A 285-nucleotide genomic window follows, 5' to 3' on the forward strand; every position below is an offset into this window, starting at 1 on the left:
TGCGTCAGCCATTATTTGTGCCTGAAAGTGCACGTTCAGATCAAGTTCTTCGTATGCTTAAGCATACCCAGACCCATATCGCGATTGTGATTGATGAATATGGATCAACAGCGGGACTGGTTACGCTTGAAGATATTCTTGAAGAGATCGTTGGTGAAATTGAAGACGAACATGATACTGCGGATGAAGATGCACAGTACATTGTTCCAGATAACGACCATACAATAGCGAATGCATGGATGGTGCAGGCACTTACACCAATTGAACACTTCAACACTGTTTTAG

At 42.8% G+C, this 285-nt stretch carries 1 protein-coding gene; it reads left to right on the forward strand.

All coding sequences use genetic code 11. The features are described from left to right. On the forward strand, positions 1 to 285 hold a 285-nt coding region (locus ACNQ0W_RS25665), incomplete at both ends, for a CBS domain-containing protein (RefSeq protein ID WP_417933340.1).

Origin of the sequence: Enterobacter cloacae complex sp. 6730903, assembly GCF_048283985.1 — a bacterium.
In the GTDB taxonomy this organism is placed as follows: Bacteria; Pseudomonadota; Gammaproteobacteria; order Enterobacterales; family Enterobacteriaceae; genus Enterobacter; species Enterobacter hormaechei_C.